General features: G+C 39.7%; 18 protein-coding genes, 1 tRNA gene, 1 pseudogene and 1 riboswitch. Of the genes and pseudogenes, 13 read left to right on the top strand and 7 right to left on the bottom strand.

The annotated features are described in order from the left end of the window. The first annotated feature begins 324 nt into the window (after positions 1–324). From AC6I9F_RS05920 to AC6I9F_RS05905, 4 genes are all read left to right on the top strand, one after another. Positions 325–741 carry an EGFR-like transmembrane domain-containing protein gene (locus tag AC6I9F_RS05920; protein ID WP_050252989.1) on the top strand — a complete coding sequence of 139 codons (417 nt, stop codon included), beginning with the start codon at positions 325–327 and terminating at the stop codon, positions 739–741. 230 nt (positions 742–971) lie between these two features. Then, on the top strand, positions 972–1679 hold the full coding sequence (ccdA2, locus tag AC6I9F_RS05915; protein ID WP_498021042.1) for a thiol-disulfide oxidoreductase-associated membrane protein CcdA2: 708 nt from the start codon (positions 972–974) through the stop codon (positions 1677–1679). A gap of 10 nt (positions 1680–1689) precedes the next feature. After that, a complete protein-coding gene (gene sdbB / locus AC6I9F_RS05910; protein ID WP_498021040.1) occupies positions 1690–2247 on the top strand; it encodes a thiol-disulfide oxidoreductase-associated lipoprotein SdbB in 558 nt (185 codons plus the stop codon). 120 nt (positions 2248–2367) lie between these two features. Continuing rightward, positions 2368–3759: an APC family permease gene (locus tag AC6I9F_RS05905; RefSeq protein WP_333503289.1), complete on the top strand. Its 1392-nt coding sequence runs from the start codon at positions 2368–2370 to the stop codon at positions 3757–3759. A 23-nt stretch (positions 3760–3782) separates the two neighbouring features. Here AC6I9F_RS05905 and AC6I9F_RS05900 read toward each other — a convergent pair whose 3' ends face one another. Next, on the bottom strand, positions 3783–3992 hold the full coding sequence (locus tag AC6I9F_RS05900) for a hypothetical protein (RefSeq protein ID WP_000692898.1): 210 nt from the start codon (positions 3990–3992) through the stop codon (positions 3783–3785). 153 nt (positions 3993–4145) lie between these two features. On the opposite strand from AC6I9F_RS05900, the gene adcAII reads away from it, so the two are divergent. From adcAII to AC6I9F_RS05885, 3 genes are all read left to right on the top strand, one after another. Further along, positions 4146–5063, top strand: coding sequence for a zinc-binding lipoprotein AdcAII (adcAII, locus tag AC6I9F_RS05895; RefSeq protein ID WP_173283029.1), 918 nt, complete (start codon positions 4146–4148; stop codon positions 5061–5063). A gap of 7 nt (positions 5064–5070) precedes the next feature. Then, positions 5071–8163 carry a pneumococcal-type histidine triad protein gene (locus AC6I9F_RS05890; protein WP_498021037.1) on the top strand — a complete coding sequence of 1031 codons (3093 nt, stop codon included), beginning with the start codon at positions 5071–5073 and terminating at the stop codon, positions 8161–8163. Positions 8164–8373: 210 nt separating this feature from the next. Next, the gene (locus tag AC6I9F_RS05885; RefSeq protein WP_498021036.1) at positions 8374–11919 is read left to right on the top strand and encodes a pneumococcal-type histidine triad protein; all 3546 of its coding nucleotides are present in this window, start codon (positions 8374–8376) and stop codon (positions 11917–11919) included. A 35-nt stretch (positions 11920–11954) separates the two neighbouring features. On the opposite strand, the gene pepT is transcribed toward AC6I9F_RS05885, so the two are convergent. Then, complete coding sequence (gene pepT / locus AC6I9F_RS05880; RefSeq protein WP_498021034.1) at positions 11955–13178, bottom strand: peptidase T; 1224 nt, start codon at positions 13176–13178, stop codon at positions 11955–11957. Positions 13179–13332: 154 nt separating this feature from the next. Between pepT and hemH the strand changes: the two genes are divergently transcribed. Then, positions 13333–14427 carry a ferrochelatase gene (gene hemH / locus AC6I9F_RS05875; RefSeq protein ID WP_498021033.1) on the top strand — a complete coding sequence of 365 codons (1095 nt, stop codon included), beginning with the start codon at positions 13333–13335 and terminating at the stop codon, positions 14425–14427. Positions 14428–14468: 41 nt separating this feature from the next. On the opposite strand, the gene mscL is transcribed toward hemH, so the two are convergent. Further along, on the bottom strand, positions 14469–14846 hold the full coding sequence (gene mscL / locus AC6I9F_RS05870) for a large conductance mechanosensitive channel protein MscL (protein WP_000916792.1): 378 nt from the start codon (positions 14844–14846) through the stop codon (positions 14469–14471). A gap of 81 nt (positions 14847–14927) precedes the next feature. Further along, positions 14928–15359, bottom strand: a complete 432-nt coding sequence (locus tag AC6I9F_RS05865) for a GtrA family protein (RefSeq protein WP_112443645.1) — start codon at positions 15357–15359, stop codon at positions 14928–14930. A gap of 28 nt (positions 15360–15387) precedes the next feature. After that, a riboswitch (PreQ1 riboswitch) is annotated at positions 15388–15484 on the top strand. Here AC6I9F_RS05865 and AC6I9F_RS05860 point away from each other — a divergent pair. Beyond that, positions 15482–15991: a QueT transporter family protein gene (locus AC6I9F_RS05860; RefSeq protein WP_000737071.1), complete on the top strand. Its 510-nt coding sequence runs from the start codon at positions 15482–15484 to the stop codon at positions 15989–15991. (Overlaps the previous riboswitch by 3 nt.) A gap of 99 nt (positions 15992–16090) precedes the next feature. Further along, positions 16091–16163 (top strand) — tRNA-Thr (locus AC6I9F_RS05855). A 705-nt stretch (positions 16164–16868) separates the two neighbouring features. Here the strand turns inward: AC6I9F_RS05855 and AC6I9F_RS05850 are convergent. Beyond that, a complete protein-coding gene (locus tag AC6I9F_RS05850; RefSeq protein ID WP_000160552.1) occupies positions 16869–18035 on the bottom strand; it encodes an IS30 family transposase in 1167 nt (388 codons plus the stop codon). Between the two features lie 210 nt (positions 18036–18245). On the opposite strand from AC6I9F_RS05850, the gene AC6I9F_RS05845 reads away from it, so the two are divergent. Continuing rightward, a complete protein-coding gene (locus tag AC6I9F_RS05845; RefSeq protein ID WP_000542462.1) occupies positions 18246–19322 on the top strand; it encodes an aspartate-semialdehyde dehydrogenase in 1077 nt (358 codons plus the stop codon). A gap of 55 nt (positions 19323–19377) precedes the next feature. After that, entirely contained in the window at positions 19378–20313 is a 936-nt protein-coding gene (dapA, locus tag AC6I9F_RS05840) for a 4-hydroxy-tetrahydrodipicolinate synthase (protein WP_153223670.1), read from the top strand. Positions 20314–20358: 45 nt separating this feature from the next. On the opposite strand, the gene mnmE is transcribed toward dapA, so the two are convergent. Both mnmE and AC6I9F_RS05830 read right to left on the bottom strand, forming a co-directional pair. Further along, positions 20359–21732 carry a tRNA uridine-5-carboxymethylaminomethyl(34) synthesis GTPase MnmE gene (gene mnmE / locus AC6I9F_RS05835; protein ID WP_498021029.1) on the bottom strand — a complete coding sequence of 458 codons (1374 nt, stop codon included), beginning with the start codon at positions 21730–21732 and terminating at the stop codon, positions 20359–20361. 135 nt (positions 21733–21867) lie between these two features. Beyond that, positions 21868–22050, bottom strand: a complete 183-nt coding sequence (locus AC6I9F_RS05830) for a 4-oxalocrotonate tautomerase (protein ID WP_001117401.1) — start codon at positions 22048–22050, stop codon at positions 21868–21870. 123 nt (positions 22051–22173) lie between these two features. Here AC6I9F_RS05830 and AC6I9F_RS05825 point away from each other — a divergent pair. Next, positions 22174–22731 (top strand): annotated as a pseudogene (locus AC6I9F_RS05825) (thymidine kinase); the annotation flags it as partial. Positions 22732–22759 lie beyond the last annotated feature (28 nt).

The following is a 22759-nucleotide window of genomic DNA, read 5'->3' as shown; positions in this document are numbered from 1 at the left end:
GAGCCAGCTCCACAACCGTCTCAACCAACTGCTCCGAGTCAACCTGCAAGTCCTGCTCCAGCTCCAGGTTCAGCTCCGACTCAAGCTCCTAGAGTAGCAGCAAGCGCTCCAGCTAGCTCAACGAGCACGCAAGCTCCAGCTCAAGAGCAAGTCGACAAGTCTGAACTTCGTGCCTTGACTCAAGAGTTAGACCAACGCTTGAAAGCTTTGGCAACAGTATCTGATGCGAAAATCGATGCAGCCAAAACTGTCCTCCTAGATGCTCAAAAAGCTCTGGAAGATAGTGCCTTGACAGAGCAAGGTCTGCGTACTGCAGTAGAGTCTGTGAAGGCTGCCTTGGACTCTCTCAAAGATGTGAAAGCAAATGCTAGCGACAGCAAGCCTACACAGGACAAGAAGGATGCCAAACAAGGAACGGAAGATAGTAAGGATTCAGATAAGATGACTGAAACAAACTCAGTTCCAGCAGGAGTGATTGTAGTCGGTCTACTTGCTCTTCTAGGTGTGATTGCCTTCTGGTTGGTTCGCCGTAAGAAAGAGTCAGAAATCCAGCAATTAAGCACGGAATTGACAAAAGTTCTTGGACAGCTAGATGTAGAAAAAGCGGATAAAAAAGTCCTTGCCAAAGCCCAAAACCTTCTCCAAGAAACCCTTGATTTCGTGAAAGAGGAAAATGGCTCAGCAGAGACAGAAGCTAAACTAGTAGAGGAGCTTAAAGCAATCCTTGCCAAACTCAAGTAAAACATGATTTATGAAATGTCAACTCTAAAAGACGTTTCCGTTCACAAAAGCAGCGACGAGTAACCCTTGTCGTTGCTTTTTGGCTATTTTGGGGGATAAAATCCACCTTGACTAGCAAAAGAAAAGATTAGTCCAATAGTTCCCGATACGATTTTGCGTAGCAGAAAGCATACAAATTAAATTGAATATAGTAAAATAGGATTAGAAATCTTAAGAAAGTTGGTTCTTTATTGGAAACGCTAGTATTTTCAATCTCCGTTTTTTTAGCAGGGGTCTTGTCCTTCTTTTCTCCTTGTATTTTTCCACTTCTGCCAGTTTATGCTGGAATTTTGCTGGATGATCAGGAAAGCGCAAAAAGTTTTTCTTTGTTTGGGAGAAAGGTTCTCTGGTCAGGTTTGATTCGGACGCTTTGCTTTATCGCAGGTATCTCTCTTATTTTCTTTATTCTAGGATTTGGTGCTGGTTACTTTGGTAATATTCTCTATGCCAATTGGTTTCGCTATACCATGGGCACAATTATCATCATTTTAGGCCTTCACCAGATGGAAATTTTTCATTTTAAGAAATTAGAGGTTCAAAAAAGCTTTACTTTCAAGAAATCAGCAGCCAATCGTTATTGGTCAGCATTTTTACTTGGTATTACCTTTAGCTTTGGTTGGACACCTTGTATTGGTCCGGTTTTAAGTTCTGTTTTAGCGCTTGCGGCTTCTGGGGGCAATGGTGCTTGGCAAGGAGCTATCTATACCTTGATTTACACTCTGGGCATGGCCCTTCCTTTCTTGGTCTTGGCCCTAGCTTCAGGAGTTGTGATGCCTTATTTTAGTAAAATCAAGCGTCATATGATGCTACTGAAGAAAATTGGTGGTTTGCTCATTATTTTAATGGGAATTTTGTTAATACTAGGACAAGTAAATGTTCTAGCTGGAATTTTTGAATAAAGGAGAACAAATGAAAAAAGTAATGTTTGCTGGCTTAAGTCTCTTGTCATTAGTTGTATTGATGGCCTGTGGTGAGGAAGAGACTAAAAAAACTCAAGCCCCACAACAGCCAAAACAACAAACGACTGTACAACAAATCGCTGTTGGAAAAGAGGCTCCAGACTTCACCTTGCAATCCATGGATGGCAAAGAAGTCAAGTTATCTGATTATAAGGGTAAAAAAGTCTACTTGAAGTTTTGGGCTTCATGGTGTGGTCCATGTAAAAAAAGTATGCCTGAGTTGATGGAATTGGCTGCAAAACCAGATCGCGATTTTGAAATTCTTAGTGTCATTGCACCGGGAATTCAAGGTGAAAAAACCGTTGAGCAATTCCCACAATGGTTCCAGGAACAAGGTTATAAGGATATCCCAGTTCTTTATGATACCAAAGCAACGACCTTCCAAGCTTATCAAATTCGAAGTATTCCTACAGAATACCTAATTGATAGCCAAGGAAAGATTGGAAAGATTCAATTTGGTGCTATCAGCAATGCGGATGCAGAAGCAGCTTTTAAAGAAATGAACTAGAATCGATAAAATCTGATTACAAGATGTAGTCAGATTTTTTTAGGAAAATGTTTTATAAATATTCACAAATCTCCTATATTTATGGTAAAATAGAATTATCATTTTATTTTGGAGTCAAAGATGAATATATTTAGAACAAAGAACGTTAGTTTAGATAAAACAGAGATGCACAGGCATTTGAAGTTATGGGATTTGATTTTGCTGGGTATTGGAGCCATGGTAGGGACAGGTGTCTTTACAATTACAGGTACTGCAGCTGCAACGCTTGCTGGTCCAGCCCTAGTGATTTCAATCGTCATTTCTGCCTTGTGTGTGGGATTATCAGCCCTCTTTTTTGCAGAATTTGCTTCACGAGTACCTGCTACAGGTGGTGCCTACAGTTATCTCTATGCTATTTTAGGAGAATTTCCAGCTTGGTTGGCTGGCTGGTTAACCATGATGGAATTCATGACAGCTATATCTGGTGTGGCTTCGGGTTGGGCAGCTTATTTTAAAGGCTTGCTTTCTCAATACGGGATAGCCCTTCCTCAGGCATTAAATGGTACCTTTAATCCTCAAGCAGGGACATTTGTTGATTTATTGCCTATTCTTGTCTTGGTCTTGGTGACTTCGCTTGTTTTACTAAATGCTAAGGCAGCCTTACGCTTTAATTCGATTCTAGTCATTTTGAAATTTTCCGCTTTAGCTCTCTTTGTTTTAGTAGGGATTTGGAATATTAAGCTTGATAATTGGAGCAATTTTGCTCCTTATGGTTTTGGACAAATCTATGGTGCTAGTACTGGTATTATGGCTGGTGCGTCCTTGATGTTCTTCGGTTTTTTGGGATTTGAATCCATCTCTATGGCTGTAGATGAGGTCAAGACTCCTCAAAAAAATATTCCTAGAGGGATTGTCTTATCGCTTTCTATCGTAACTATTCTCTATGCCTTGGTGACGCTTGTCTTGACTGGTGTGGTTCACTATAGTCATTTAAATGTCGATGACGCCGTTGCCTTTGCACTTCGTAGCATTGGGATTAGTTGGGCAGCCAACTATGTGTCATTAGTGGCTATCTTGACCTTGATTACAGTTTGTATTTCGATGACCTATGCCCTATCGCGTATGATTTACAGTTTAGCGCGTGACGGCTTAATGCCTGCTGCCTTTAAAGAACTGACCAAAACAAGCAAGGTACCCAAAAATGCGACTATCTTGACAGGTCTAGCTTCAGCAGTAGCAGCAGGAATGTTCCCACTAGCTAGTATTGCAGCCTTCTTAAATATTTGTACCTTGGCCTACTTGATTATGCTGGCTTACGGTCTGATTCGCTTACGGAAAGAAAAAGGAATGCCAAAAGCTGGGGAATTTAAAACTCCCTTGGTACCCCTGTTACCGATTTTATCAATCATCATTTGTTTATCCTTTATGTTACAGTATAATATGGAAACCTGGATTGCTTTCTTGATTGCCTTGTTGATAGGAAGTATTATTTACTTCACTTATGGTTATAAGCATTCTACCATAGAAGAATAATACTCTTCGAAAATCTCTTCAAACTACGTCAGCTTCGCCTTGCCGTATGTATGGTTACTGACTTCGTCAGTTTCATCTACAACCTCAAAAACATGTTTTGAGCTGACTTCGTCAGTTTCATCTACAACCTCAAAAACATGTTTTGAGCTGACTTCGTCAGTTCTATCTGCAACCTCAAAGTCGTGCTTTGAGCAGCCTGCGGCTAGCTTCCTAATTTGCTCTTTGATTTTCATTGAGTATATAAAGTGAAAATCTGTTGAGTTGTTGAAACTCAGCAGATTTTTATATGTGAAAGAAATTTCAATTTTTTTCTAAAAATATCTTGACAGATTAAATTTTTAGGAGTAGAATGTTTACTAGTTAATTAAACGGTTAAGGAGTTGTTCATGAAGAAACAAAATTTATTTTTAGTCTTGTTAAGTGTTTTTCTTTTATTGCTAGGAGCCTGTAGTCAAAAGGAAAGCCAGACAGGAAAGGGGATGAAAATTGTGACCAGTTTTTATCCTATCTACGCTATGGTTAAGGAAGTATCTGGTGACTTGAATGATGTTCGGATGATTCAGTCAAGTAGTGGGATTCACTCCTTTGAGCCTTCGGCAAATGACATCGCGGCCATCTATGATGCAGATGTCTTTGTTTACCATTCGCATACGCTCGAATCTTGGGCAGGAAGTTTAGATCCCAATCTAAAAAAATCTAAAGTGAAGGTCTTAGAGGCTTCAGAGGGAATGACTTTAGACCGCGTCCCAGGGCTAGAAGATGTGGAAGCAGGGGATGGAGTTGATGAAAAAACGCTCTATGATCCTCACACTTGGCTAGATCCTGAAAAAGCTGGCGAAGAAGCTCAGATTATCGCTGATAAACTTTCAGAGGTGGATAGTGAGCATAAAGAAACTTACCAGAAAAATGCGCAAGCCTTTATCAAAAAAGCTCAAGAACTAACTAAGAAATTCCAGCCTAAATTTGAAAAAGCGAGTCAGAAAACCTTTGTAACACAACATACAGCCTTTTCTTATTTAGCGAAGCGATTTGGACTTCATCAACTTGGTATTGCAGGCATCTCTCCTGAACAAGAACCAAGTCCACGACAACTAACAGAAATTCAGGAATTTGTTAAAACCTATAAGGTTAAAACGATTTTTACAGAAAGTAATGCTTCTTCAAAAGTAGCTGAAACTCTTGTTAAATCAACAGGTGTAGGTCTTAAAACTCTGAATCCTTTAGAGGCAGACCCACAAAATGACAAGACTTATTTAGAAAATCTTGAAGAAAATATAAGTGTTTTAGCAGAAGAATTAAAGTGAGGAAAGAATGAAAATCAATAAAAAATATGTAGCAGGTTCAGTGGCAGTTCTTGCCCTAAGTGTTTGTTCCTATGAACTTGGTCGTTACCAAGCTGGTCAGGCTAAGAAAGAGTCTAATCGAGTTGCTTATATAGACGGTGATCAGGCTGGTCAAAAGGCAGAAAATTTGACACCAGATGAAGTCAGTAAGAGAGAGGGAATCAACGCCGAACAAATTGTTATCAAGATTACGGATCAAGGTTATGTGACCTCTCATGGAGACCATTATCATTACTATAATGGTAAGGTTCCTTATGATGCCATCATCAGTGAAGAACTTCTCATGAAAGATCCGAATTATCAGTTGAAGGATGCAGACATTGTCAATGAAATCAAGGGTGGCTATGTCATTAAGGTAAACGGTAAATACTATGTTTACCTTAAAGATGCGGCTCATGCGGACAATATTCGTACAAAAGAAGAGATTAAACGTCAGAAGCAGGAACATAGTCATAATCATAATGCAAGCACAGATAATGCTGTTGCTGCAGCCAGAGCGCAGGGACGCTATACAACGGATGATGGTTATATCTTTAATGCCTCTGATATCATTGAGGACACGGGTGATGCTTATATCGTTCCTCATGGCAATCACTTCCACTATATTCCGAAGAGTGATTTGTCTGCCAGTGAATTAGCTGCTGCCCAAGCCTTCTTATCTGGAAAAGGTGGCCAATTAAGTACGGTTGAATATCGTTCAAGTAGAGCTGAAACAAGATCTAGTGTGAGAACGAGTCAATCTGAGACACCTCAAAATCTTGCAACAGATTCTGAAAGTCAAAGTGAGGATTTAGCTAGTCTTCTTCAAGAATTGTACGCTTTGCCACTTAGCCAACGTCATGTGGAGTCTGATGGATTAGTATTTGACCCAGCACAGATTACAAAACGTACTGCCAATGGTGTGGCAGTGCCTCACGGGGATCATTTCCATTTCATTCCTTATTCGCAAATGTCTGCCTTGGAAGAAAAATTGGCTCGAAATCTTCCAATTGGAGGTCAGCCAGTTCAAAAGCATTCTGATAATACGAAACCAAGCAGTACAGATAAACTAAGTTCAACCATTAAACCAAACTTTAATCTCAATACGCCGGCATCGAATAGATCAACTGGAGGCGCCTATACAACGGATGATGGGTATGTCTTTAGTCCGTCAGATGTGATTGAAGATACAGGTGACGCTTTTATTGTACCGCATGGAAATCATTTCCACTATATACCAAAAGGCGCTTTGTCTGCAGGGGAATTAGCTGCAGCCCAAGCCTATTGGAATGGGAAGCAGGGGTCTCGTCCTTCTTCAAGTTTTAGTCATAATGCAAATCTAGCTCAACCAAGCTTGTCAGAGAACCACAATCTAACTGTCACTCCAACTTATCATCAGAATCAAGGGGAAGATATTTCAAGCCTTTTACGTGAATTGTATGCCAAACCTTTGTCAGAACGACATGTGGAATCGGATGGCTTGGTATTTGACCCAGCACAAATAACAGATCGTACAGCAAATGGTGTTGCTGTGCCTCACGGAAATCATTATCACTTTATCCCTTATTCACAAATGTCTGATTTAGAGCAGAAGATTGCAAGAATGATTCTGTTAAAAGGGCAAAATGGTGCAGTCGTGCCAGGAATGCATTATTTGAAACCAGCACCAAAACCGCAAGCTCAACCGTCAACTGAGAAAAAACAAACTAATTTTGCAGTAGAACAGGTTGTTAGAAAAGTTGGAAAAGGATATGTTGTGGAAATTGCTGGTGTCAGTCACTATGTTTTTGCTAAAGACTTGGCTAAGGATAAGATTGATGCTATTGAAAATCTCTTGTCTAAGAAAACTCAAGAGACACATGCTCTAGTTGCGAAGAAAGAAAACGTCTCTTCTCGTGACAAAGAATTTTATGATAAAGCTTATAATCTGTTAACCCAGGCTCATAAAGCCTTGTCTGAAAATAAGGGGCGTGCTGTTGATTTCCAAGCCTTAGACAAATTAGCAGAACGCTTGAATAATGAATCTTCTAATAATAAAGTAAAATTGGTAGATGATTTATTGGCATTTCTAGCACCAATTACCCACCCAGAACGCCTTGGCAAACCAAATGCTCAAATTGCCTATACAAACGATGAAATTAAATTAGCGAAATTAGCAGGTAAATATACAACCTCAGATGGCTACATTTTTGACGAACATGATATTGAAAGTGATGCAGGAAATGCCTACGTCACTCCACACTTGAACCATAGCCACTGGATTAAAAAAGACAGCTTATCTGAAGCTGAAAGGGCAGCAGCTCAGGCTTATGCTAAAGAAAAAGGCTTACAAGCTCCAAATTCTACTGAAGCAAAACCAGAGGCAACAGGGACAGAAGCTATCTATAACCGCGTAACAGCTGAGAACAAGGTACCATTAGAAAAAATACCAAATCATTTACAGTATACTGTAGCTGTACAGAATGGTTACTTTATAATTCCTCACTTTGATCACTATCATAATCTTAAGTTTGCATGGTTTGACGAAGGACTCTATAAGGCACCTGAGGGTTATACCTTAGAAGATTTATTTGCGACTGTAAAATACTACGTTGAACATCCGGACCAACGTCCTCATTCAGATAATGGTTGGGGTAATGCTAGCGACCATGTTCGTAAAAATAAGGCAGACCAAGACGGTAAACCTGATGAAAATAAGGAACATGATGAAGTAAGTGAGCCAACTCGCTCTGAATCTGATGAAAAAGAGAATCACGCTGGTTTAAATCCTTCAGCAGATAATCTTTATAAACCGAGCACTGATGAAGACGAGACAGAGGAAGAAGCTGAAGATACTACAGAAGAGCCAGAAGTCCATCAAGTAGAGACTGCAAAAGTAGAAGCTAAACTCAAAGAAGTAGAAGCTTTACTTGATAAAGTAACGGATGCTAGTCTGAAAGCTACTGCGACTGAAACCCTGGCTAGTTTACGAGGTAACTTGAGCCTGCAAACCATGGATAATAATGACATCATGACAGAGGCAGAAAAATTACTTGCTTTGTTAAAAGGTAGTGAGTCAATTGAGACGAAGCCAGAAGCATAAGTTTATCCTATTAAATCGATATAATGTAAGAGTCAGTAGTAATACTGGCTTTTATTTTTTTAAATGATATAAAAATCTTGACAGATAAACTTAAAAAAGGTAAACTATTTACTGGTTAATTAAATGGTTAAATAACCAGTTTAGAAAAAATGTTTAACCGAGAAAAAGAAGTTAAGAAAAAGCTTCATCATTTATTGAAATGAGGGATTTATGAAATTCAGTAAAAAGTATATAGCAGCTGGATCAGCTGTTATCGTATCCTTGAGTCTATGTGCATATGCACTAAACCAGCATCGTTCGCAGGAAAATAAGGACAATAATCGTGTCTCTTATGTGGATGGCAGTCAGTCAAGTCAGAAAACTGAAAACTTGACACCAGACCAGGTTAGCCAAAAAGAAGGAATTCAGGCTGAGCAAATTGTCATTAAGATTACAGATCAGGGCTATGTAACGTCACACGGTGATCACTATCATTACTATAATGGGAAAGTTCCTTATGATGCCCTCTTTAGTGAAGAACTTTTGATGAAGGACCCAAACTATCAACTTAAAGACGCTGATATTGTCAATGAGGTCAAGGGTGGTTATATCATCAAGATCGATGGAAAATATTATGTCTACCTGAAAGATGCAGCTCATGCTGATAATATTCGAACCAAAGATGAAATCAATCGTCAAAAACAAGAACATGTCAAAGATAATGAGAAGGTCAGCTCAGATGTCGCTGTAGCAAGGTCTCAGGGACGTTATACGACAGATGATGGTTATGTCTTTAATCCAGCTGATATTATCGAAGATACGGGTGATGCTTATATCGTTCCTCACGGAGGTCACTATCACTACATTCCAAAAAGTGATTTGTCTGCTAGTGAATTAGCAGCAGCAAAAGCTTATTTAGCTGGGAAAAATACGCAACCGAGCCAGTTAAGCTATTCTTCAACAGCTAGTGACAATAACACGCAATCTGTAGCACAAGGCTCAACTAGCAAGCCAGCAAATAAAGCTGAAAATCTCCAGAGTCTATTGAAAGAACTCTATGATTTACCTAGCGACCAACGTTACAGTGAATCAGATGGCTTGGTCTTTGACCCTGCTAAGATTATCAGTCGTACACCAAATGGAGTTGCGATTCCACATGGCGACCATTATCACTTTATTCCTTACAGCAAACTCTCTCCTTTAGAAGAAAAGATTGCTAGAATGGTGCCTATCGGTGGAACTGGTTCTACGGTCTCTACAAATGAAAAACCTCATGAAGCAGCGTCTAGTCTAGGAAGTCTTTCAAGTAGTCCATCTACTTTGAATCATGCCTCATTACTTACAAATAAGCCTATCTCTTCAACATCTGATGGTTATATCTTTAATCCTAAAGATATTGTCGAGGAAACAGCAACAGCTTATATTGTAAGACATGGTGATCATTTCCATTACATTCCAAAATCGACCGTAATTGGGCAACCGACTCTTCCAAACAATGGTCTAGTAGCACCTTCGCCGTCTCTTGCAGCCAATCCTAGTGTTTCACATGAGGAACATGAAGAAGGTGGACACGGCTTTGATGCCAATCGTATTATTGCTGAAGATGAGCAAGGCTTTATTATGAGTCATGGTAACCACAATCATTATTTCTTCAAGAAGGACTTGTCAGCAGAGCAAATTAAGGCAGCGCAAGACCACTTGAAAGGGGCAAATACAGCTACACCAAATCCAGCTCATGATGACGATCACGATGGCGATGAGCATGACCACCATCATGGTGAAGATCACGATCACGGTTTTGATGCCGATCGTGTCATTAGTGAGGATGATCAAGGATTTGTCATGAGTCACGGAGACCACAATCATTACTTCTTCAAGAAGGACTTGACACCAGAACAAATTAAGGAAGCTCAGGATCATTTGAAAACACATCATGATGCAGAGCCTGTTCAACCACTTGCAAAATCTGTTGAATCATTCTCTAAAGATGCTAGTGATGAAGAAAAAATAGCTTATATTTCTAAGACCTATGGGGTTCCACTTGAAGCTATTAGAATTTCAAAAGGTTTCTTTGTATTTAATAATCCTGACCAAGCCTACGATCCAACTCATATCCATCCCTATGCTGTTCGTAAGGAACACGTTCGACTTCCACTCCAAACTGGAAATCCTGAACTTGATTTCCTAAATGAACTTTATACGACTGCCTTACGTGATCGCGTATCACCTTATCGTTTGCAGGTTGAAAACGGCAGTTTTGTGATCCCTCATGGAGACCACAATCACTACATCAAGGTTCAAACTAAGGGCTATGAAGTAGCCTTGAAAAACAAGATTCCAGCCCTGAAATCCAACTATCAGCCTGGGGCCTTTGATGAGAAAACAGTTTTAGCAAAAGTAGATCAACTTCTTGCTGAAAGTCGAAACGTCTATAAAGACGATCCAATCAAACAAAGACAGATTGAGTTAGCCTTAGGACAGTTTACTGAAAATATGAAGAAACTAGCAACTAACTCTACAGCAGGTTATCTTGCGACACTTGATCTCTTTGATAAGCAATATATCCATATTGATGAAAGTGTCAAACCTGTTGAAACAAGTGCTTTAGATAAGAAATATCAATCCTTGATTGATAAAATCAATACGCTAGATACAGACACTTATGGACTTCCTAAGAAAGACCTTCTCGTTCGACTCCAGGAAGCTAAGTTGGCTAAAGATGAGGCTGGTTTAGCAGCGGTTGAATCACAACTTCAAGCTCTTCAAGACTTTAATGATCGTACTGGCGATACAACAGTGGAATATATCAAGTACTTCTATGAGAATGTAAATGATGGTCGTTTAAGTGATGAGCTTCGTAATAAAGTAGCTAATTTGACTTTTACTTTATATCAATCCCAATCCTTCCGTAAGGCTGTGGACTTGAATAAACTGTTCCCAAGCATTTATCAAACAAAACAAGAAGTAGAAGAGGCTTTGAAAAATCAGCCAGCTTCTACAAAAGTAAATGAAACAGTTCTAGATAAAGAAACAGTTGATAACCAATCTGCTAAGCAAGCGATTTATGAATTTTTGAAAGATCTTTATCCTGATCTTAAAAAAGAAGAGCATGTCAATCATGTTAGCAAGGAAGAAGTAGAAAGCCTCTTGAGCAAGGCAAATCAACTCTTGGAGCAAATCCAAGAAGAAGGAATCAGACAATCCTTGGCAGAAGAAGTAGAAAATCTCAAAGCTGCCACAAACAAGGCTGATGCAGACTTGGATGAAGTAAATAGCCAGGTAAAAGATGTCTTGACTCGTATCGCTAGCGCCCTTCAACAAGAGAAGGAAAATGCTGAACAAGATCCTCAGACACTTGTACTCTATCAAAAACTCTACGATATTCTCATATCGCTTCACTCTTATTTAGAAAGTAATAATGGTTCTGATGATGACTTTGATAAAGTGGATGCATTACTAGATCAACTTTCTGCTAAGAGTAAAGACAAAGCAGCTTTACTTGAATTGACAAAAGCTATTCTAGTTTTGAATCACCAAATCCAGTCAAAAGCTAGCGCAAGTGAAGAAACAAGTCCAGCAAGAAATGCCGAGGCAAATGGTGATAATACCAGTGCTGAGAACCAACCAAACGCAACTGCAGAATCTAACAGTGAAACTGCTAGCGACGAAAACAAACCAACCAATACAAGAGATTCTAAACCTGTTGAATCAACTTCAAAAAATGAAACAACAGAATCTTCTACAGCTACTGGAAATCAAGAAAAACCAGCAGAATAAAAAGAAAGGCGAAGTAGCTGAGCTACCTCGTCTTTTTAGTCTTTATAAGCTACGATGCCAATAATTGTATCAACTGCACGTTCCATAGTCTGAAGGCTGACGTATTCAAAACGACCGTGCATGTTCTCGCCACCAGCAAAGATATTGGGAGTTGGGATTCCCATAAAGGAAATCTTAGAGCCGTCTGTCCCTCCACGGATTGGTTCGATAATAGGAGTGATACCTAGATCTTCCATAACGGCTTTGGCAATGGTAATTGGAGTCATATCTTTCTCAATGACTTCTTTCATATTGTAGTACTGGTCTGTCAAGTTGAGGGTGATACGGTCGCTACCAAGTTCTTGATTCATCTTATCAGCGATAGACTGCATAGTTGTTTTACGAGCTTCAAAGGCATCTTTTTCAAAATCGCGAATGATGTAGCTTGCACGCGCTTCCTCGACACTACCTGTCACATCCATAAGATGATAGAAACCTTGGTAACCATCCGTTAACTCAGGTCGGTCATTTTCTGGAAGTTGATTGTGAAAATCAATTGCTAGCTGAAGGGCGTTGACCATTTGCCCTTTGGCAGTACCAGGGTGGACATTACGGCCTTGGAAATGCAATTCAGCACCCGCTGCTGAAAAGGTCTCGTACTGAAGCTCACCTAGTGGGCCACCATCAACAGTGTAAGCAAAATCAACATCAAAATCTTCTGCATCAAATTTATTAGCACCAACACCGATTTCCTCATCTGGACCAAAACCAACACGAATCTCACAGTGTTTGATTTCAGGATGGGCAGTCAGATATTCAATAGCAGTCATAATTTCAGCAATTCCTGACTTATCATCAGCACCTAGTAAGGTTGTTCCATCGGTTGTGATGAGCGTTTGTCCTGGATATTTCTCAAGACTCTTAAAGTCAGCTGGATCGAGTTTGAAACCAGAATTTCCAAGTTCAATCACACCACCATCGTAGTTTTCAATTACCTGTGGATTGACTCCTTCGGCATTAAAATCAGCAGTATCCATGTGGGAGATGAAGCCAATTTTACGTGTTAAAGATGGATCATTGGCTGGCAAGGTACCAATCGCAAAACCATTTGGTAGATAATAAACATTTTGTAATCCAACACGTTTCATTTCTGGAATAAGGACATTGGTTGCAAAGTCAACCTGACTCTGTGTACTTGGAGTAGTAGTAGAGTGTTCATCAGAGCGCGTGTTGACCTTAACGTAGGTTAAGAAGCGGTCCAAGAGATTGGGATAAGTCATAAAAAAACTCCTTTTGAATTCATTTTTTCCATTGTATCATAGAAAGAAGAGAAAAACAAAATACAGAAGTTCGGGAAATTCACTATGTTGGCGTTTACTTATTAGTGGATAAATGATAAAATAAACTTGATAAAAATATCACAAGGAAGCGATTATGAAAAAAGCAATTTTAATGATGACCTTCGGTTCGCCAGAAGAGATTACCTTTGAAGGTGTAGCTGACTTTTTCACAAATATTCGTCGTGGAGTGAGACCTCAAGACCACGAGATTCAAACTCTCTATGATAATTATGTGCGAATTGGAGGTACTCCTCTGCAAAAAATTACCCGTGAAGAGGTTGCCTTGGTAGAAGCTAGGCTAGGAAATGAATATAGTGTCTATTTTGCCAATAAGTTTTCCAGCCCTTTTATTCCAGATGTGATTGGTCAGATGGAAGCAGACGGCATTGAACAGTGTATTTGCTTGATTTTGGAGCCTCATTATTCTTTTTACTCTGTCATGGGCTATGAAAAATTTTTAGAAAGCAAACAAATTCAATTTTTGGTTATTAAGGACTGGTATCAAGAAGAAGCGCTATTAAATTATTGGGCAGATGAAATTGCTAAGATTTTAAAAGAAGAAGTAAAGCAGGATAGCTTTAAAGTCATCTTTTCTGCCCATAGTGTGCCCATTTTTGCCTTGGATTTTGGCGATCCTTATATCGATCAAATTTTTGAAAATAGCAAGTTAGTCGCTGAAAAACTAGGTTTGAGTTCCGAGCAATATACAAATACCTGGCAAAGTGAGAGTGATATTGGGATTCCATGGATTAAGCCAGATGTATTAGAATATCTCAGAGAACAGACAGAACATCCAGACCATTATATTTTTGTTCCAATTAGCTTTATCAGTGAGCACATTGAAGTCTTGTTTGATAATGATGTGGAATGTTATGACTTGTGTCAGGAATTGGGTGTCAACTACCATCGTCCACCAATGCCAAATACAGATTCTCGTTTGATTGATACCTTGGTCAACACAGTCAGAGCTAATGAACATCAGGAGTTTAAGGAATTTCTTCCAGAAGAAGAAACCTTTGATGAATTGGTTCCTTCAGACGAGACGAAAAACATTTTGGCCGAATCTCAAGATTTACAAATGCCTGAATTTGTGAAAAAACTGATTGAGAAAAAAGGTCGGGAGAATGTCAAGATGCCTTATCTTATCAAGAAGATGCTAGAAAAAGCAGGCAAGTTACCCAAAGAGTAAAGAAAAAAGGATTTAGCTTTGTGCTAGATCCTTTTAAACGATTATTTTTTCTCAAGAAGAGCTTTGATTTCTTGAAGGACTTCCAATTCGGTTGGTTTTTTTTCGTCAGTTTTTTCTTCCTTTATACCAGTCAGTTTCTGTGCTTTTTCAATACCCTTGATAATAAAGAAGAGGGCGGTACCGACAAAGATAAAATTGATAATAGCACTTAAAAAGTTACCATAGCCGACTCCATGCCAAGACAGTTGAGCGATACGTTCGACTTTAGCAGCTTTCAAAGCGGGATTTAAAATAAGAGGAGTGATAATGTCGTTTACAAGTGAAGTAACGATAGCACCAAAAGCAGAGGCAATGACAACACCGACAGCAAGGTCAATAACATTTCCTCGAAGCAAGAATGATTTTAGATTTTTTAACATATTGTTTTCCTTTCAACGTTTCGTGTTTCATTGTATCCTAAATCATTATAGAAGGCAATTAAAAGGCTCATAAATGGAGCATTATTTTCTAAAAATATAGATCTTGCTCAAGATATAATTGATGATAATAATGAGTATTTGTGCAATTATTGTTTCAATAGTATTTATCTTATCAATGTCTTCATTTACAAATTGCCCTATGATATGAGGGAATTGAGTCACAAACAGAAAAGTAAATAGTAAATCTAACAGAAAAGTAGAAAGGCGAGCAAGAGAAAATTTCACTAAACGAATAAGCCGATTCTTCCTTGCTTGCTTAAATACAATCGTATCATTTGTGATAAAGGCAAATAGGATACCAATACTATTTGCTAGGGCAGTAGCAAGAAGTTCCTGATGACTTAGTTGATAAATGACCAATCGCGAGAGAATCGAAACTAGAGTTGTTGTAAGGCCAAAAAAGAGATAGGCTAAGATTTCATTGTTAAAAATTTTTTGAATAGGAATTTTCATGCTTTAAGTATAGCATAAAGCAGGCTATTGTGCTATACTAGTAAGGTTGATTCAAGCAACCCTTGGTGCTTAGCTTCTTTCACCAAGCATATTTTACGCGGATAACCGCCAAAGGAGAAAAGATGAAAAAATTAACTATTCGTGATGTTGCAGATATTGCAATCGTCGCTGCTATCTATGTCGTTTTGACTGTCACACCGCCTCTAAATGCCATTAGCTATGGTGCTTATCAGTTCCGTATTTCAGAAATGATGAACTTTATGGCTTTTTACAATCCCAAGTACATCATCGGAGTTACTATCGGTTGTATGATTGCTAATTTCTTTAGCTTCGGACTGCTAGATGTCTTTGTTGGTGGCGGATCAACCTTGGTATTCCTCAGTTTAGGTGTTTGGCTTTTTGCAAAATACAGCAAGGATTACCTCTTTAACGGATTGATTCGAAAAGATCATTTCTTCTTTTCAATCCTCTTTTCAATTTCCATGTTTACTATCGCTGCAGAGTTAAATATTGTAGCAGAATTACCATTTTTCCTTACTTGGTTTACAACAGGGATCGGTGAATTTGCCTCATTGATTATTGGAGCGATTATTATCGGTAAAATTGGTCGTCGAATTGATTTAAGCAAATAGAAGAAGACAAGCTAGGTAGCCTTTACCTGGCTTTTTCTTATAGAAAATTTCTAAGGAAACTTGACAAGCTTTTCTGATTATAGTATACTTTTTAAGTAAGCTGATTTAGCTCAGTTGGCAGAGCGCATCCATGGTAAGGATGAGGTCGCCGGTTCAATCCCGGCAATTAGCATGAAATAAACAGAAAAGCCCTTGATTTACAAGGGGTTTTGTTATGTCTGCCCTAAATCTTTCAAAGATATTTCTTATTAAGCTGTGTAAATAAAACTAATACTTAATGAAAATCAAAGAGCAAACTAGGAAGCTAGCCACAGGTTTCAAAGCACTGCTTTGAGGTTGTAGATGAAACTGACGAAGTCAGTAAGCATACATACAGTAAGACGATGCTGACGAAGTTTGAAGAGATTTTCGAAGAGTATAAAGAGTTTCGTCTGTTGACAAAAGTCATTCTCTTTAGTAGAATAGAATATGCGATGAGTCGATAGGTAGTCCTCGGACTACTATTGAGCATAAGGAGGTCATAACGCAGGAGCGGACCTTGATGAGTTGTGTGAACCTGCTCATCACATGAAGATGCCTCTTAGTCCCTGGTCTAGCGACTGGGGATTTTTATTTTTCAAAAAATGGTAAATTCCCAAACTAAGTTCCACCGCTAGTAGAAGTGGAAGTTAATCTGATAAAAATTGTAAAAACCAGTGGAAATCCATGTCAGGGTAAGTTCCACTGGTTTTACTAATGCTTGATTTTATTGCTTTTGTAGCCAAAATGAATCGAAAAAAAGAGCGCACAAAATCCTCTTATCTGAAAGCGTTTCAGATTAAGTTCCGCTATGGTGGAAGTTAGTGTGAGACGTTTGAATAGGGTTTTAGGTTAGTTTTTAGAACTTATGTTGGAGTAATTTAGAAGACTGACAGACGTCTTCTGCAGGTATTTTAGAAATACCGAGAAGCTTAGGAATTTCTTCTCCATAAGTAAAGGCAAAGAGTTCATAAGCTGACTTTCCATTCAAAGCAGCACGTTTGACGCTGTTGACATGAGAGCAGACGAGATTGATGTCCTCTTGAGTTAAATTGTCAAAAGAAGTTCCTTTAGGTAGAATGTCGCGAATCAGCGTGTGATTTTTCTCAATTCTCCCTTTCTGGTCAGAGCGATTAGGGTCACAAAAGAAGAGTTTACTCTCTCCTCGCACATCCATTTCGATGTCATCAACCCTGGCAAACTCTCCACCATTATCGGTAAGAATGACAGGGAAGAGTTGGAAGAAATCTTTGTCCGCTTGGTGAAGAGTGTTCTTGATGTCATAGAGATGTTTGGTAACCTCAAGGGCAGTTTTATTATCCAGAAGTCTAGCGAAGATAAAGTTACAGAAAGATAGATTGAAGGTGAGTAGGACTTTACCTCCCATTCTCCCCATAACTGTGTCCATTTCCAGCCAAGAGTCTAGTTGATTCAGTGCTAAATAGTTTTGGAAATCCTCATAGGAACGGCCTTTTTTAGCTTCTTTAGGGATGGAAGGTAGCTTACTTTTTCGTCTTTCTTTGAATTTAACGGCTCTGGCAAGATCAATCGGAGCGATAGATAGGTACCCTTTTCGGATGTGTCGATAGACAGTTGAGGAGCTGACATCAAGGTTATGAGTTTTGAGAATATGATAGATGTGTTGTCCTTTTTTAACCCCATCAGAAATGACTTTGTCCATGTCCCAGAAGGTCTTGGAATTGAGGGGAGTTCCTTCACGAGCTTCGCCAAGAGTTTGTTCGTATTGTTTTTGAGCTTGCTTAGCGAGGTAGAAGATCTTCTTATAGCCACAATTCTGTCTTCTTTTAGGGCAGCCGTTACAGACAAAGGGAGCTTTGTCGAGTAGAGGGCAAGGAAGGTTATGGCATGTAGACTCTCGGACTTGTCTGTTTCGTTTGACTTCTTTAGAAACAGTAGTCGGGTCTTTTAGAATGGATTGTCCAATAGCTTTGAAGGTTTCACTGCGCTCTAAACCTAATTGGATATCATTACGGTCTGAAAGGGTAAGGTGTTTATGTTTTGTCATAGTAGACCTCGTTTCTAACTCAAACGTCTCACACTTAATTCCACCATAAAAATCCGTTTTAGACTAATTTCCACTTTGGTCAGGCAAGTGGAAGTTACTTTGAGAAGTTACATTTTTCAAAAAATGATGAAAAAGCTTTGCAATTCATGGAAAAAGTAGTATAATACTTCTATTATAGAAATTTTTAGAAAATTCCGAAAGAGGTTATTTATGGGATATACAGTTGCTGTAGTCGGCGCGACAGGTGCTGTCGGAGCTCAGATGATAAAAATGTTGGAAGAATCAACACTTCCAATCGATAAAATTCGTTTACTTGCTTCTGCACGTTCAGCGGGTAAGACTTTGAAATTTAAAGACCAAGATATTACGATTGAAGAAACGACTGAAACAGCTTTTGAAGGAGTTGACATTGCTCTCTTTTCAGCAGGTGGTTCTACATCAGCTAAGTATGCACCATACGCAGTTAAAGCTGGAGCGGTAGTAGTAGATAATACATCTTACTTCCGTCAAAATCCAGACGTTCCTTTGGTTGTTCCAGAGGTCAATGCTCACGCACTTGATGCCCATAACGGAATCATCGCCTGCCCTAACTGTTCAACAATTCAAATGATGGTGGCGCTTGAACCAGTTCGTCAAAAATGGGGCTTGGATCGTATCATCGTTTCAACTTATCAGGCTGTTTCAGGTGCTGGTATGGGAGCGATTCTTGAAACACAACGTGAACTTCGTGAAGTGTTGAATGATGGTGTGAAACCACGTGATTTACATGCCGAAATCTTGCCTTCAGGTGGGGACAAGAAACATTATCCTATCGCCTTCAATGCTCTTCCACAAATCGATGTCTTCACTGATAATGATTACACTTACGAAGAGATGAAGATGACTAAGGAAACTAAGAAAATTATGGAAGATGACAGCATTGCAGTATCTGCAACATGTGTGCGTATTCCAGTCTTGTCAGCTCACTCTGAGTCTGTTTACATCGAAACAAAAGAAGTGGCTCCAATCGAAGAAGTAAAAGCAGCTATCGCAGCCTTCCCAGGTGCTGTCCTTGAAGATGATGTAGCTCATCAAATCTATCCGCAAGCCATCAATGCAGTTGGTTCACGTGATACCTTTGTTGGTCGTATCCGTAAAGACTTGGATGCAGAAAAAGGAATTCACATGTGGGTTGTTTCAGATAACCTTCTCAAAGGTGCTGCTTGGAACTCAGTTCAGATTGCAGAAACTTTGCACGAACGTGGATTGGTTCGTCCAACTGCCGAATTGAAATTTGAATTAAAATAGTCATATTGTTTAGGAGTTCAGATGAACTCCTTCTTTGAAATAGAGAGGTGTTTTCATGTCTTATCAAGATTTAAAAGAGTGTAAAATCATCACAGCCTTTATTACCCCCTTCCACGAGGATGGTTCCATCAACTTTGATGCTATTCCAGCCTTGATTGAGCATTTATTGGCCCATCATACGGATGGAATTCTTCTCGCAGGGACCACTGCTGAGAGTCCAACCTTGACCCACGATGAGGAGTTGGAACTCTTTGCGGCTGTACAAAAGATTGTCAATGGACGCGTTCCTTTGATTGCGGGTGTAGGTACCAATGATACGCGCGACTCTATTGAGTTTGTCAAAGAAGTAGCAGAATTTGGTGGTTTCGCAGCTGGGCTTGCTATTGTTCCTTACTACAACAAACCTTCTCAAGAAGGAATGTATCAGCACTTTAAAGCTATTGCAGATGCTTCTGACCTACCAATTATCATCTATAACATTCCGGGGCGTGTAGTTGTCGAGTTGACTCCAGAAACCATGCTTCGCTTGGCTGACCATCCAAATATCATTGGCGTAAAAGAATGTACCAGCTTGGCCAATATGGCTTACTTGATTGAGCACAAGCCAGAAGAGTTCTTGATTTATACAGGTGAGGATGGAGATGCTTTCCATGCCATGAACCTTGGTGCGGATGGGGTTATTTCTGTTGCCTCTCATACAAATGGGGATGAAATGCACGAGATGTTTACTGCCATTGCAGAAAGCGATATGAAGAAAGCTGCAGCTATTCAACGTAAATTCATTCCTAAGGTCAATGCCCTCTTCTCTTATCCAAGTCCTGCTCCAGTTAAGGCAGTTCTGAACTATATGGGATTTGCAGCTGGCCCAACTCGTCTACCTCTTGTTCCAGCACCAGAAGAAGATGCCAAACGCATTATCAAGGTTGTTGTAGATGGCGACTACGAAGCGACCAAGGCAACTGTAACAGGGGTTTTAAGACCAGATTACTAATAAGACAATAAAATCCATGACCGAATGAAGGATCATGGATTTTTCTTATTTTCCTAAACAGAATTGGCTAAAGAGTTGGGTAATGAGTTCATCAGGAGCAGCATCCCCAGTGATTTCTCCGAGGATTTCCCAAGTACGAGTCAAGTCAACTTGAAGCAAGTCAACTGGCATACCTAGTTCCAGCCCTTGGTTAACAGCTTGTAGGCTTTCAACTGCTTTTTCAATCAAGGAAATATGACGGGCGTTGGACAAGTAGGTTGCATCTTGCTCGACTAGACCAGCATTTTCAAAGAAGAGGTCATTAATGCGTTCTTCAATCTTATCAATGTTTTGGTTTTTAAGAATTGAAATACGGATGACATCTTCTGGAAGTTCCGAAGTTTCAATCGCTTCAGGCAAGTCGGTTTTATTAAGAAGAATAATGCGGTTTGTATCTTGGCTAATCTCAAGAAGTTGTCGGTCTTGGGCTGTCAGCGGTTCACTAGCATTTAACACTAGTAGAACCAAGTCAGCTTCTTTAAGGGCTTTTTTCGAACGCTCAACTCCAATTTGTTCAACGATATCATCCGTTTCACGAATACCTGCTGTGTCAATCAATTTTAGGGGAACGCCGTTGATGTTGACGTATTCTTCAATGACATCACGTGTTGTCCCAGCAATGTCTGTGACGATGGCCTTGTCCTCACGTAAGAGGTTGTTGAGAAGGCTAGATTTCCCAACGTTGGGGCGTCCGATGATAGCCGTTGAAATTCCTTCACGAAGGATTTTACCGCGACGGGCTGTTCTAAGAAGATTGGTTAGTAATTGCTCAAACTCCATTGTCTTCTCTCGGACAACAGCAGTAGTGGCTTCCTCAACATCGTCATACTCAGGATAGTCGATATTGACCTCGACTTGGGCAAGTGTATTGAGGATTTCTTGACGGGTATTATTGATGAGATCAGAAAGTGAACCATCTAATTGTTTGATTGCAATGTTCATGGCCTTGTCAGTCTTAGCGCGGATGATATCCATCACCGCCTCGGCCTGTGTCAAATCCACACGACCATTTAGGAAGGCACGTTTAGTAAATTCACCAGGTTCTGCCAACCGAGCTCCTTCACGGATAGCCAGCTGGAGAATCTCATTGGTCACCGCAATCCCACCGTGGGTGTTAATCTCGATAATATCTTCACGAGTGAAGGTCTTTGGAGACTTCATAGCCCCAACCATAACCTCGTCCATGACCTTACCAGTTTGAGGGTCAACGATGTGACCGTAGTTAAGAGTGTGGCTGGCAACCTGATTCAAGTCTTTTCCTTTAAAAATCTTTTGCGCAATTGCAAAACTGTCCGTTCCGCTCAGGCGGACAATACCAATAGCTCCTTCGCCTAGTGGAGTCGAGATAGCAGCGATGGTATCAAATTCACGTGTAATCATAATGTTTCCTTTAATTAATTGCTCTTTTCTTGGAATATTCCAAGTCTCTTTTCAAATTGTAACAAATTTAGGCTATTTCTTCAATGGATGCTACTTGGAGATTGAAAAAGCCTAAGCATTTCTGCTTAAGCTAGCTTATTTGGTGCGCATTTCCCCTTGTGGGAAATAAGTTCCTTCTGGCATGTCGTTGATGATAACATGGACAGCAGATTGAGGGGCTCCAGTGTTACGGACCACAGCTTCTGTTACTTCCTTAGCAAGAGCTTTCTTTTGCTCGAGCGTGCGTCCTTCAAATAAATCGATGCGTACAAATGGCATAATAGCTTCCTCCACTAGTTTTTGATTTCTTCTATTTTACCACATTTTGCCGTTTAAAGCTTAAGAAAATTATGATATACTAGAATGTAGCAAAAATTTAGAAATGGACGTGAAGCAAGAAACATGGCACAGTTGTATTATCGTTATGGGACCATGAACTCTGGTAAGACGATTGAGATTCTCAAGGTGGCCTATAACTATGAGGAGCAAGGAAAAGGTGTTGTCATTATGACCTCGGCTCTGGATACGCGTGACGGTGTTGGCTATGTGTCGAGTCGAATCGGTATGAAACGCCCTGCTCTTGCGATTGAGGAGACGACGGATATCTTTGGCTATATCCGAGACCTACCAGAAAAGCCTTACTGTGTTTTGGTTGATGAAGCCCAGTTTCTCAAGCGTCACCATGTTTACGATCTAGCTCGTGTTGTTGATGAGTTAGACATACCTGTCATGGCTTTTGGGTTGAAAAATGACTTTCGCAATGAACTGTTCGAAGGTTCCAAATATCTCTTGCTTTTAGCAGACAAGATTGATGAGATTAAGACCATCTGTCAGTATTGTAAGAAAAAGGCGACTATGGTCTTGCGTACACAGGATGGATTGCCTGTTTATGATGGAGAACAGATCCAGATTGGTGGTAATGAAACCTATATCTCAGTTTGCCGTAAACATTATTTTGCCCCTGAAATCAATAAGGAGAATGGAGAAA

This window comes from Streptococcus nakanonensis (genome assembly GCF_059738785.1).
Note: the sequence above shows the minus strand (reverse complement) of the source record. Positions and strands in the feature narration are given on the sequence as shown.